Genomic DNA, 11,323 nt, shown 5'->3' with positions numbered 1-11,323 from the left:
TCGAGGCCGGAAAGCCTTGCGGCCGGACCGTCGCAACCCTACACTCCTGCCAAGGGTTACTTGGCGTTCGCGTTCCGGTAATCCGGTTTGGTCTGAGGGTCCAATCGGTCCAACCGGGTTCCGGTCTGTGGTTCGGAACACGGGCACAGGTACCACCCAAAGGTATTTTCAACTGAAGATCATGGTTTGACCCTGGCTGGGGAGCGGCAAGCGGGGAACGCGCTGTATGCGCGGTCCCGTCGTTGCAATAGGCGTACCCCAGGAGTTCAGATGCCCGGTCCTTCAGCTTCCCGGCCACTGCGGTTCTTCAAGGGCTTCTTCGTGCCCTTGTTGATCGCCATGTTCGCGTCATTGCTGCCGTTCACCGTCCCTGCGGCGGTGGCGGCAGATCCTTGCAACCCCGTGGTGAATGCCATAGCGTGCGAGAATTCGAAACCCGGCAGTCCGCCGTCGGAATGGGACATCACAGGGGCGGGCGACGACACCCTGCAGGGCTTCGCCACGGCCATCAGCGTCAACGCTGGCCAGCCCATCCAGTTCAAGGTGGACACCTCCGCGTCCAACTACACCATCGCCATCTACCGCACGGGCTGGTACGGCGGCAACGGTGCCCGCAAGGTTGCGGACGTCACGCCGTCGGCTTTCAGGCAAAACCAGCCGGCCTGCCGAAGCGACGTCACCACCGAACTTTACGACTGCGGAACGTGGGCCGTTTCGGCCACTTGGCAGGTGCCCGCCACGGCGGTTTCCGGCGTCTACATCGCTTTGCTGACCCGACCGGATACCGGCGGGCAAAGCCACATCATTTTCATAGTGCGCAACGACGGCAACCGCTCGGCCGTGGTGTTCCAGACATCGGACACCACCTGGCAGGCCTACAACACCTACGGCGGCGCCGACTTCTACCAGGGTGCTGTCAACGGACGCGCCTACAAGATCAGCTACAACCGGCCGATCGCTACCCGGGAAGGTCCCGACGGCCGCGACTTCTACTTCGCCAACGAATACCCCATGGTGCGCTTCCTGGAGCAAAACGGCTACGACGTCAGCTACATCAGTGGACTCGATACCGACACCCGGGGCGCCGAACTGCTGAACCACAAGGTCTTCCTTTCGGTGGGCCACGATGAGTATGTCTCCGGCAACCAACGGACCAACATCACCGCTGCCCGCGATGCCGGAGTCAACCTCCAATTCCTTTCCGGCAACGAAATGTACTGGCGTACCCGGTTCGAGCCTTCCAGCGTTGACGGCACCGCCGGGCGTACCTTGACGTGCTACAAGGAAACCTGGTCCAACGACAAGATCGATCCCAGCACCCAATGGACAGGAACATGGCGCGACCCCCGCTTCGCGTCCCAGGCCAATGGCGGCGGCCTGCCCGAGAACGGCTTGACGGGCACCCTGTACATGTCCAATTTCTCCGACCTCCCCGTGACTGTCTCGGCCGAGGAAGGCAAAACGCGGCTGTGGCGGAATACTTCGCTGACTTCCATGGCCGCCGGGACCAAGACGGCCCTGGCCGCGCACACCGTGGGTTATGAGTCTGACGAGGACCTGGACAACGGCTTCCGGCCGGCGGGACTCGTCAGGCTGTCCACCACCACCGGCCCAGTGACCGAATATCTGCAGGACTTCGGCAACACCGTCAAGGCCGGCACCACAACCCACAACGTGACCCTGTACAAGGCCGCAAGCGGTGCACTGGTATTCTCGGCAGGCAGTGTCCAGTGGACATGGGGCCTGGACCAGGAACACGATGGCAACGGCGCGCCCGCCGATGCACGGATGCGCCAGGCCCAGGTCAACCTGTTCGCTGACATGGGCGCCCAACCGGCAACCCTGGCATCCGGGCTGGTCGCCGCGACGGCGAGCGCCGACAAGTCCGGCCCCACGGCAACCATCAACGCTCCGGCGAACGGGGCCACCATCGCCCAGGGCGCCAGCGTCACTGTCACGGGAACGGCCACGGACGCCGGCGGCGGAGTAGTGGCCGGCGTCGAAGTCTCCACCGACGGCGGCGCCTCCTGGCACCCTGCCACAGGGAAGGCTTCGTGGAGCTACACCTACATCCAAAAGGGCCTCGCAACGGCCACGGTACAGGTGCGGGCAGTTGACGACAGCGCGAACATTGGCGCAATCGCCACGCGCAACCTGACTTTGAGCGGCCCGTACACGGTCTTTGGCCAAACTGTTCCGGCCACCGTGGATTCCGGTGACGGCGGCGCGTACGAAATGGGCATGAGGTTCACGCCATCCGTGGACGGCTTCGTGACCGGTGTCCGGTTCTACAAGAGCACAGCCAACACGGGCACGCACATCGGTTCGTTGTGGAATGCCGCCGGTGACCGGGTGGCCACTGCGACGTTCGCCAACGAGACTGCCTCGGGTTGGCAGACCGTGCTGTTCAGCCAGCCCGTGCCTGTAGCCGCCGGCCAGAAGTACACGGCTTCGTATTGGGCTCCGAGGGGCCACTATGCCACCAAGGACTTCCAATGGGCCTACTCCGGGTTCAACGATGCCCCGATGAAGGTTGCCGGGGGCTTCGGCGCCGAGCCCGCAGGCGTGTACAGCACCTCCCAGGGGTATCCAACGGCAACCTTCAATGGCGGCAATTATTTTGTTGACGCGGTGTTCAGCACAACGGACACCTCGCCGTTGACCGTTTCGAGCCAAACACCCATCCCGTCGTCGTCGAGCGTGTCCGTCTCCACTACGGTGAGCGGCGTCTTCTCGAAGCCCGTCACGGCCGGCACGGTCCAGTTGACCGTGCGCACTGCCGCAGGCACGGCCGTTGCGGGCACCACGGCCTACGACGCCGTGGCCCGGAAGGCGACGTTCACGCCGTCGGCCGCTTTGGCCTTCAGCACGCAGTACAACGTGACACTCGCAGCGACGGCCACCACAGGCGGCACCGTTACGTCCGGAGGGACGTGGTCGTTCACCACTGCGGCAACCGTTCCGCCACCGGGTTCGTGCCCGTGCAGCCTCTACAACGACAGCGTCACTCCCGGCATTGCGCAGATCCAGGACGGTGTGCCGTTGACGCTCGGAGTACGGTTCACCAGTGTCTCGGCCGGCCAGGTGACGGGCATCCGGTTCTACAAGTCGGCCGGTAACACCGGAACGCACACCGGCGCCCTGTACTCGGCCACGGGAACGCAGCTTGCCACGGTCACGTTCGCCAATGAAAGCAGCGCAGGATGGCAGACGGCCATGTTCAGCCAGCCTGTCCAGATGGCGGCCAACACGGAGTACATCGCCGCCTACAAGTCGCTGACGGGAACCTATTCGGCAACAAGCAACGGCTTCGGCTCAGGCATGAGCGTCGGTCCGCTGCGGACGGTCTCCGATGCCGGCGCCTACTCGTACAGCCAGGATTTCCCGAGTTCCCGGTCCACGGCGAGTTACCTGGTTGACGTGGTGGTCATGGTTTCCGCCCCGGCCTTCACAGTGGGCAGCCAAACGCCCCTTGCAGGCGCGTCGAGCGTTCCGTTGAACACACCGGTAAGCGGTGTCCTCTCGGAGGCAGCCTCCAATGTGGCCTTGGGCCTGAAGACAGCCAGTGGCACCGCCGTTGCCGGCACCTCGGCCTATGACACGGCAACCCGCAAGGTCACCTTCACGCCCACCAACCCGCTGGCGGCAGGAACAAGCTACACGGCCACGGTCACGGCGACAGCGACGTCCGGCACGCCGATTTCAGGCAACACCTGGACGTTCACCACGGTGCCCGTTCCACGGACGCCCGGTGTGTGCCCCTGCACGCTGTACCAGGACACCGAAACGCCCACCACCGCCGAAGTGAACGACGGCGTGCCTCTCGCCTTGGGCGTCAGGTTCAGCAGCGACATCGCAGGCCAGATCACGGGCATCCGCTTCTACAAGTCCAGCGGCAACACCGGTACGCATACCGGTTCGCTGTACACGCTGGCCGGGCAGCAGCTGGCCACCGTGACCTTCACCAACGAATCCAGTACCGGATGGCAAACGGCGACGTTCAGCCAACCCGTGAACATCACTGCGGACACCGAGTACATCGCCGCCTACAAGACGACCACCGGCAAGTATTCGTACTCGGCCGGCGCCTTTGGCGACGGTTTCGCCAGCGGCCCACTGAGCGTCGTCACGGATTCCGGGGAGTACTCGTACAGCGGCGACTTCCCGAACACCAATTCCACCGCCAGCTACCTCGTGGACGTGGTGTTCAACCAGCCGGCGCAGTCTTTGGCCGTCACCGCACAGGTGCCGTCCCCGGGGGCAACCGCCATCCCGACGGACGTGAAGCCTTCCATCACGTTCTCTACGGCTGTCAACCCGGGAGTCACGTTCACCTTGACGGCGAATGGTTCTTCGGTGGCCGGCTCTGCGGCGTTGTCCGCTGATGCACGGACAGTGACGTTCACCCCAACGGCAGCCCTGCCGGCGAGCACCGTCATCACGGCCAACGTCTCCAACATCGCCAGCCCACAGGGACAGACCCTGCCACCGAGCACCTGGCAGTTCACGACGGCGAGCGCGGCGGTCCAGCAAAGCACCATCTTCGGGACACTGGCCCCGCAGGTGGCAGCGTCCACCGACACCAAGTCGGTGGAGCTGGGCACCGCCTTCACCGTCTCCACGGCCGGCAACGTGACAGGTATCCGTTTCTACAAGGGCACTGGCAACACCGGGACTCACGTGGGATCGCTGTGGAACTCGGCGGGAACGCGCCTGGCGCAGGTGACGTTCACGAATGAGTCAGCGACGGGCTGGCAGACCGCTACCTTGTCCACTCCGGTCGCGTTGTCCACGGGCCAAACCTATGTGGTGTCCTACAGGGCACCCACCGGCCGCTACTCGTACACGCAGGGCTTCTTTAACACCACCTGGACCAGCGGTCCGTTCACCGCTTCGGGGCCCAACAACGGCCTGTACCGTTACGGAACCGGCGGCGTGATGCCGAACAGCTCGTGGAATGCCACGAACTACTTTGTGGACGTGGTGTACTCCACCGGCGGCCAGACGCAGTTGCAGGCTCCGGCCCAGACACAGACGGCCACACCGACCCCGACGCCGACCCCCACGGCGACTGCCACGGCTACGGCAACGCCTTCACCCAGCCCGTCCCCCTCACCAACCCAGTCCGGTGGCCTGCTCTGCGGCCTGTTGCGGATTTGCTGACACCCCGCCAGCAGGGCTCATAAACTGCCGGTGCCCGGTCCTTCCTGAACTCCAGGACCGGGCACCGGCATTATGCCGTGCACGGGAGTTTGCCGGGCACCGCCGGGACGTGCAACCACCCCGGGGGGCGTAGGCTGCCATCCGGCTACCCGACGGCGGCCTTTACCTGACCACGCTGGGTGACCACGCATGGGCGATGAACAGTCCCGGCTGCGCGGCCGGGTCGGTACCCAGCTGCCAGATGTTGCTGTCCCCCTCGGTGGTCTCGTCAGCCAATCCATAAAGAACAGTGTTGTTGTCCAGCCACTCGATCTGGTCATCCACGCTGCGCTTCTCCGACAGGACAGTTTCCTTGCCCGAAGCAAGATCCAGGATGGCCACCCGCCAATGGGCGGTGAGCGGCCCGCCGTCGTTCTTCTTGTAAGCGATGCGCGTACCGTCCGGCGAGATGGACGGACACTCCACGTTGTCGTGGACGGCGGTGAGGGTCCTCGCGGAGAGGCTGCCCTTGACCAGCCAGATCCGCCCGGACGAGGCTGCCGTGGCGTAGAAGGTATCACTCTGCCCTGGGACGAACGTCACTCCCCACAGGTTCCTGTCGGTCGCCAGCAGCCGCTCGCCGTTGACCATCAGGGCGTAGTCCTCGAGGTTGCCCAGGCTGCCGGAGTTCTGCGTGATTTCGGTTGCCGTGGAGAATCCCGCGGTCGCATAGGAGTGTCCGGTAACAAAGACCGTCGTGGCAATCAGCGAGCCATCCGGACTGATCCGCGTACGGCTGGGGATGCCCGTCAGGGGCCAGGATCGCTGTTGCTGCCAGTCCCGGTTCAGGACGTCTGCTTCAAAGGCCGTCACCAGGCCGCGGTTGGCCTTGAGGCACACCACCTCGGAGGATGTACCGTACACGCGGTCGCACGCCTGTTCACTCACGGCCCGGGTGCCGCCCGGCGCTGACAACGGCACGGTCGCGGCGTTGCCGTAGCCTTGCCCGGCGGCCGTATTCCTGAACAGCACGAAGGGCACGGAAGGCAGCGCCTGGCCGGCAGTGACACCGACTGATGGAGCTGCCGTCCGGCTTTCCTCGAAACGCTGGTAGGCGTTCACTGCGTAGACCCCGGCCCCTGCCAGCACGAGGGCTGTCACCGCCAGGAGAATGCCCCAACGCAGCCTCCCGCCGGTCAGCAGCGCGCTCATGCGCGGCCCACGCGGGGACGGGCACCGGGAAGGATGAACAGGACGGCCACCACGGCGCAGGCGAGGAGGATCCCCGCCAGCAGGACAGCCGTCGAGGCACCCACGGCGTACCACAACACACCGAAACCTGCGGACGCCGTCATCCTGGTCAGGGCCACCACCGTCTGGGCCGAGGCTATGCCGGTGGCCAGTTTTCCCTGTGGCGTCAATTGGGCAGCCAACGCGGCCAGCACGCCGTCCGTGGCGGCATAGAAGGCGCCGAGGAGGACCAGGCAGAGGATGGTGGCCCAGAGCCCGCCAAGGGGTGCGGCCGCCAACAGGTAGCACGCCAACAGGGCAAGGTGTCCGGCGATGAACACCGGGACTTTGCCGAACCGGTCAGCGAGCCGGCCCAAGGGAACGGCCAGCGCCAGGAAGGCCACGTTGGTCCCTACGAACAGGAGCGGGAACCACTGGACCGCGAACGAGTCCCGGTCCTGGAGGACCAGGTAGATGAACCCGTCACCAATGGTCACCAATCCCAGCAAGCCGGCGGCAATCAGGAGCCGCCCGAGGCCCGGTTCCTTCAAGTGCTTCCAGGAGAAGGCGAAGATCCGGCGTTGCTCCTTGGAGAGTCCCTGTTTCAGCCCGCCCGCTTGCAGGTCCGGGACCACAAGCCCCAGGACGGTCACGCCAATGACGGCAAACGCCAGCGACACCACAAAGACGGTGCTGAAGCCGTTGGGGATGACCAGCAACACGAGGAAGGCGATCAGCGGGCCTGCCGCCGCACCGATATTGTCCAGCATCCGGTGGATGCCGAAGGAGCGTGCCAGGTGTTCGGGTTGCGCGGACACCGTGATGAGCGCATCGCGTGGAGCCGTGCGGATTCCCTTGCCGATGCGGTCGCCCGTCACAATCGCGGCGATGGCCCAGAACCCGCCTGCGAACAGGAACCCGATCCTGGCCAGCATGGACAGGCCGTAGCCGGCCAACGCGATCCGTTTCGGGTGGCCGCTCCGGTCTGCGGCCCACCCCGCGGCAATCCGGACGATCGCGCTGGCGCCTTGGTTGATGCCGTCAATGAAGCCAAAGGCAATGGTGGACAGTCCCAGGAACCCGGTCACATACAGCGGGAGGATGGCCGTGACCGATTCCGAGGAGACGTCCGTGACCATGCTGACGATGCCAAGCCAAATGATGATGGGCGACAAACGAAACGGCACCTCGTGGGGAAGTGCCGTTTGCGTGCCTTCCGGCTTTTCCTTTTTGCCGCCGCTGCGATCGGAGAGAGAAATGTACATGGTGCCCCTAGTCCGCCGTTGAGTGCAAGCTGCCCAAAAGTTGGAACCTCGAGTTGCCGGTGCCCGTCGTCGACACAGACACGGTCACAGTATCGGTGCCCCGCACGAACCTCGCTGCTAGGGCGCCATCGCCGGCAGGAGCGTCCTCCGACCAAAATCCGTGCGGAACCAAGGAGGCACGGAAGGAGTCCAGGACTGCCTGCTGGGTCTTGCCAACGATCCCGTCCGCAGAAAGCTGCATGACGTCACCCGACGTCGAAATGCTGGTTGAGCCCACAGTGGTGCCTACGGGGAGGGCCAGGATGTCGCTGGGCCAGCCGTCCACTACCTTGCCGCTCGCCGAGCCCGCAGGAGGCAGGCTTCCCTTGAGGAGTGGAGCCGGCGCCGACGGCGCAGGGAGCCCCGTGGGAGTGGAGGTTACGGGCGGAAGGACCTCCAGCGGTTTGGCGCTGGGCTGCGCCCCGGAACCTTCCGCTCCCGCCGGACTGCCCGACGTCGGACTTCCGGACGGCTGCTCACCCGCACCGGAGCCGGCGGTGCTCCCCGGGACCGGGGCTGCGGACGACGATGCCGCCGGGCTGGCGGATGAGGATCCCTGGGCTGTAGTGGCCGAAGGCCGCACCGCCATCTGGTCAAGGACCACAGCGATGACGGCAATCAGCAGGGCGAGGCCCAGTCCGGCAATCACCAACCGCCGCGCGTTCATGGCTTTCCCGTACTTGCCGCGCCGCCCAGCAGCTGGTGCGCCCTCGCTTCGAGGCCGTCGTCGACGAAATCATAGATGAACGATGCCAACCAGATCACCACCGTTGCAGATATCCAGCCAACAGGGCCGTTGATGAGGAATCCATGGAAAAAAATGCCGGTCAAGAGAAGGATGAGCACGGTGGCCACCAGCCCGGCAAGGACGGTGGCACCTTTTGTCACCAGCCATGTCCTGGGGCGGCTGGAGTTTCGCGTGCGCCGGCGGAACAGCCCATGGACCAGGGGCTTGACCAGGATGGTGGCCGCGGTGAACACGATGACGGCCCAGAGGAACCCGGCTCCCAAACGGACCCCGGGTAAAACTGACGCCACCCACAACGTGATGGCGTTGAAAACCAGTGCGATGGCGATTTTGACCGCCAAGCTTTTCATGGGGACAGTAAACCATTGCCACCCGGAATCCGGAACAGTTTTGCCCCTGTGAAACTCCGGTTACCAGCGCCCGTTCCGGGGGCGCTGCTGGCACACCGGACACGTGTAGGAAGAGCGGTTCATGAACTGTTCGCGCTTGATCATGGTGTGCAGGCCAACTGACTCGCAGCGGCGGCACGTTTCGCCTTCCCGGCCGTACGCATTAAGGGAGCGCGCAAAGTAGCCGGAGTCACCGTTGACGTTGACGTACAGCGAATCGAAGCTGGTCCCGCCGGCATCGAGTGCGGCACTCATGACGTCCCTGACGGCGTCCACCAGGCGCTCCGCATCGCCGCGCCGCAACTTGTCCGTTGGCCGGGCGTAGTGCAGTTGCGCCAGCCAGAGGGCTTCATCGGCGTAGATGTTGCCAATACCGGAGATCAGGGACTGGTCCAGGAGCGCTCGCTTGAGTCCGGTTTTCTTCGATTTCACCTTGCGGTAGAAGGTATCGAACGAAAAATGCGGATCCAGCGGGTCACGGGCGATGTGGGCGGCTTCCTCCGCGATCTCCGGCAAGGGCGTCTCCCCTAGTCCGCCGGGTCCGCCGTCGGAGGTGGGGATAAGCGAGGTAACGAACAGGCCCCCGAAGATCCGCTGATCCACAAACCGCAGTTGCTCCGGCATTCCGTCCGCTTCGCTGAGCCGAAGCCGGACTTTGAGGTGTTTTTCGTCCGGCACGTGTGGATCCTGCATTAACAGTTGCCCGCTCATGCCCAAGTGCGCCATGAGCGCCACCCTGGGCAGTGTCAGGTCTGCCCTGTCCATGGCCAGCGGCATCCACAGGAATTTGCCGCGGCGCACCACGTCCAACACGGTGGCGTGTTCCAGGTTTCCAATGAAGTCCTCGGCACCCAACGCATGCCGGCGGATGGAGCGGGCGTCGATGACGTCCACACCGGTGATGCGGCGGCCGCGTACCCAACGGGCCAGCCCGCGACGCACCACTTCTACCTCGGGAAGTTCAGGCATCGGTCAGGCGGATGCCGGCCCGGCCGCAGTTTCTTGGCCTGCTGGAGTCTGTTCCGGCGTGTTCAGGGCACGCCACGCATCCGCGGCGGCCTCCTGCTCGGCTTCCTTCTTGGAGTGGCCAGATCCGCGGCCATAGGGGGTACCGCCGATGATCAGGACGGCTTCGAAGGTGCGCGCGTGGTCCGGTCCCGAACCTTCCACAGCGTAGTGGATGGCGCCGAGCTGCCTGCTGGCCGTCAGTTCCTGGATGCTGGTCTTCCAGTCCGTACCGGCGCCGAGGGCACCGGCATCCTTGAGCAGGGGACCCACCAGGCGCATGACCAACTGGCGGGCGGTCTCCATGTCATTGGATAGATAGGTGGCGCCGATCAGGGCTTCCATGGTGTCGGCGAGGATGGACGCCTTGTTCTTGCCGTCGGTCAGCTTTTCGCCTTGGCCGAGGTAGATGAACTCGCCAACGCCAAGTGTCCGGCCAATGCCGGCCAGGGCGCGCGTACTGACGACGGCGGAACGCCTCTTGGCGAGTTCGCCTTCGGGGAGTTCGGGGTGCTCGCGGTACAAGGAATCGGTAACGGAGAATCCCAGGATGGAGTCGCCGAGGAACTCAAGGCGCTCATTGGTGGGGATACCCCCATTCTCGTACGCGTAGGAGCGGTGTGTCAGAGCAAGACGAAGCGTCTCGGTGTCAATGAAGACACCGAGACGCTTCAGAAGCTCTTCAGTTGAAGACATCCTTTGTCAGCCTGTGCGGCAGATCAGGCGTCTGCGACCTTGCGGCCCTTGTATTCAAGGAACAGCGCGGTGCCGGCGGAGTCGGTGACGACCTTTGCCTGGTGCGGCAGGCTGTAAACGACCTGACCGTTTTCGATGGTCTTGACCAGGGCGGGGGCAGTTGCCTTCCACTGGGCACGACGTGCGCGTGTGTTTGCGCGAGACATTTTCCGCTTGGGAACAGCCACGGCTATCTCATTTCTCTCTTAGTCCAACAGTTACTAATCAGTTTGCCGGTCAGTCTTAGCCAGATCAGCTAGGGCAGCCCAGCGAGGGTCCAGGACCTCGTGGTGGTGCCCCGGCTCGTCTTCCAGGCGCACTCCGCATTCGGAGCAAAGGCCCTGGCAGTCTTCCCGGCACACCGGCTGGAACGGCAGCATGGTGACTACTGCGTCCCGCAACACCGGCTCAAGATCGATCAGATCGTGCTCGACTCGACGTTGCTCTTCATCGTCTTCTTCGGCAGAAAGCTCTTCACCTTCGTAGAAGAAAAGTTCTTGCACATTGACCTCAAGGTCATACGCAAGGGGATCCAGGCATCGACCGCATTCACCGGTTACGCCGACGATTGCGGTTCCAGATACCAAGATTCCTTCGTGTACGGCCTCAAGCCTGAGATCCAGCTCGACATCCGAGCCTTCCTCCACGCCAATGAGTGCCACACCAAGATCACTCGGTGCAGGGACATGTTCCGTGAGCGTCCGCATGGTCCCGGGACTGCGTCCCAGGTCCTTGACCAACAATGCCAAGGGCGAACTTGCATCTCGCTT

The 11,323-nt window shown here is 64.2% G+C and carries 9 protein-coding genes; 1 reads left to right on the top strand and 8 read right to left on the bottom strand.

What is annotated here, in order from left to right; translation table 11 throughout:
• The first annotated feature begins 270 nt into the window (after positions 1–270).
• Entirely contained in the window at positions 271–5,163 is a 4,893-nt protein-coding gene (locus tag ACIPY3_RS04350) for a DUF4082 domain-containing protein (RefSeq protein ID WP_400330477.1), read from the top strand.
• A 162-nt stretch (positions 5,164–5,325) separates the two neighbouring features.
• On the opposite strand, the gene ACIPY3_RS04345 is transcribed toward ACIPY3_RS04350, so the two are convergent.
• The 8 genes from ACIPY3_RS04345 to ACIPY3_RS04310 are packed head-to-tail and all read right to left on the bottom strand — an operon-like array spanning position 5,326 to position 11,302.
• Complete coding sequence (locus tag ACIPY3_RS04345) at positions 5,326–6,354, bottom strand: TolB family protein (RefSeq protein WP_400330474.1); 1,029 nt, start codon at positions 6,352–6,354, stop codon at positions 5,326–5,328.
• On the bottom strand, positions 6,351–7,637 hold the full coding sequence (locus ACIPY3_RS04340; protein WP_400330472.1) for an MFS transporter: 1,287 nt from the start codon (positions 7,635–7,637) through the stop codon (positions 6,351–6,353). Before ACIPY3_RS04340 ends, ACIPY3_RS04345 begins: the two co-directional genes overlap by 4 nt.
• Before the next feature lie 7 nt (positions 7,638–7,644).
• Entirely contained in the window at positions 7,645–8,343 is a 699-nt protein-coding gene (locus tag ACIPY3_RS04335; protein ID WP_400330469.1) for a hypothetical protein, read from the bottom strand.
• The gene (locus ACIPY3_RS04330) at positions 8,340–8,774 is read right to left on the bottom strand and encodes a phage holin family protein (protein WP_400330467.1); all 435 of its coding nucleotides are present in this window, start codon (positions 8,772–8,774) and stop codon (positions 8,340–8,342) included. The genes ACIPY3_RS04335 and ACIPY3_RS04330 overlap by 4 nt, the downstream gene beginning before the upstream one ends.
• 60 nt (positions 8,775–8,834) lie before the next feature.
• Entirely contained in the window at positions 8,835–9,782 is a 948-nt protein-coding gene (gene mutM, locus ACIPY3_RS04325; RefSeq protein ID WP_400330465.1) for a bifunctional DNA-formamidopyrimidine glycosylase/DNA-(apurinic or apyrimidinic site) lyase, read from the bottom strand.
• A gap of 3 nt (positions 9,783–9,785) precedes the next feature.
• Positions 9,786–10,514, bottom strand: coding sequence for a ribonuclease III (gene rnc / locus ACIPY3_RS04320; protein WP_400330462.1), 729 nt, complete (start codon positions 10,512–10,514; stop codon positions 9,786–9,788).
• Positions 10,515–10,537: 23 nt separating this feature from the next.
• Positions 10,538–10,741, bottom strand: coding sequence for a 50S ribosomal protein L32 (gene rpmF, locus ACIPY3_RS04315; protein ID WP_207614841.1), 204 nt, complete (start codon positions 10,739–10,741; stop codon positions 10,538–10,540).
• Positions 10,742–10,774: 33 nt separating this feature from the next.
• Entirely contained in the window at positions 10,775–11,302 is a 528-nt protein-coding gene (locus tag ACIPY3_RS04310; RefSeq protein ID WP_400269088.1) for a YceD family protein, read from the bottom strand.
• Between the last annotated feature and the right edge of the window lie 21 nt (positions 11,303–11,323).

Source organism: Paenarthrobacter sp. NPDC089714 (assembly GCF_044748905.1).
GTDB lineage: Bacteria > Actinomycetota > Actinomycetes > Actinomycetales > Micrococcaceae > Arthrobacter.
The sequence above is the reverse complement of the archived record's forward strand: the minus strand, read 5'-3'. Positions and strand labels throughout refer to the sequence as shown.

Excerpts from the sequence above, each read along its gene's own strand:
- ACIPY3_RS04330 (WP_400330467.1), bottom strand. The coding sequence starts at position 8,774 with ATGAAAAGCTTGGCGGTCAAAATCGCCATCGCACTGGTTTTCAACGCC.
- ACIPY3_RS04335 (WP_400330469.1), bottom strand. The coding sequence starts at position 8,343 with ATGAACGCGCGGCGGTTGGTGATTGCCGGACTGGGCCTCGCCCTGCTG.
- rnc (WP_400330462.1), bottom strand. The coding sequence starts at position 10,514 with ATGTCTTCAACTGAAGAGCTTCTGAAGCGTCTCGGTGTCTTCATTGAC.
- mutM (WP_400330465.1), bottom strand. The coding sequence starts at position 9,782 with ATGCCTGAACTTCCCGAGGTAGAAGTGGTGCGTCGCGGGCTGGCCCGT.
- ACIPY3_RS04340 (WP_400330472.1), bottom strand. The coding sequence starts at position 7,637 with ATGTACATTTCTCTCTCCGATCGCAGCGGCGGCAAAAAGGAAAAGCCG.
- ACIPY3_RS04345 (WP_400330474.1), bottom strand. The coding sequence starts at position 6,354 with ATGAGCGCGCTGCTGACCGGCGGGAGGCTGCGTTGGGGCATTCTCCTG.
- ACIPY3_RS04350 (WP_400330477.1), top strand. The coding sequence starts at position 271 with ATGCCCGGTCCTTCAGCTTCCCGGCCACTGCGGTTCTTCAAGGGCTTC.